The 564-nt window shown below is 67.9% G+C and carries 1 protein-coding gene; it reads left to right on the top strand.

The window, feature by feature from the left end:
- Positions 1-564: condensation domain-containing protein (locus ABD256_RS44280; RefSeq protein ID WP_344432422.1), on the top strand; the 564-nt coding region annotated here is incomplete at both ends.

Consider the following 564-nt stretch of genomic DNA (forward strand, 5'->3'; position numbering starts at 1 on the left):
CCCCCGCTCGCGGTGCAATACACCGACTACGCCCACTGGCAACGTCAACAACCCCCCACCGCACTCGCCGAGGACCTCGCCTTCTGGAAAACCACCCTCGCCGACGCACCCGTACTCACCCTGCCCACCGACCACCCCCGGCCCGCCATCCGCTCCGCCGCCGGAGCCACCCACACCCTCACCCTCAACCCCGACACCATCCACCACCTCACCACCCACGCCCACACCCACGACGCCACCCTGTTCATGGCACTCACCGCCGCCACCACCATCTGGCTCTCCCGCCACACCGGCCAAACCGACATCACCCTCGGCACCGCCACCTCCGGCCGCACCCACACCGAACTCGAACCCCTCATCGGCTTCTTCGTCAACACCCTCCCCCTCCGCACCCACACCACCGAAACCCACACCTACACCCAGCACCTCACCCACATCCGCACCACCACCCTCAACGCCTACACCCACGACACCACCCCCTTCGAACGCATCGTCGACACCGCCACCCCCCACCGAGACCCCAGCCGCAACCCCCTCACCGAAGCCATGATCGTCCTCGACAAC

The organism is Amycolatopsis minnesotensis, assembly GCF_039529815.1.
Taxonomy (GTDB): Bacteria; Actinomycetota; Actinomycetes; order Mycobacteriales; family Pseudonocardiaceae; genus Amycolatopsis; species Amycolatopsis minnesotensis.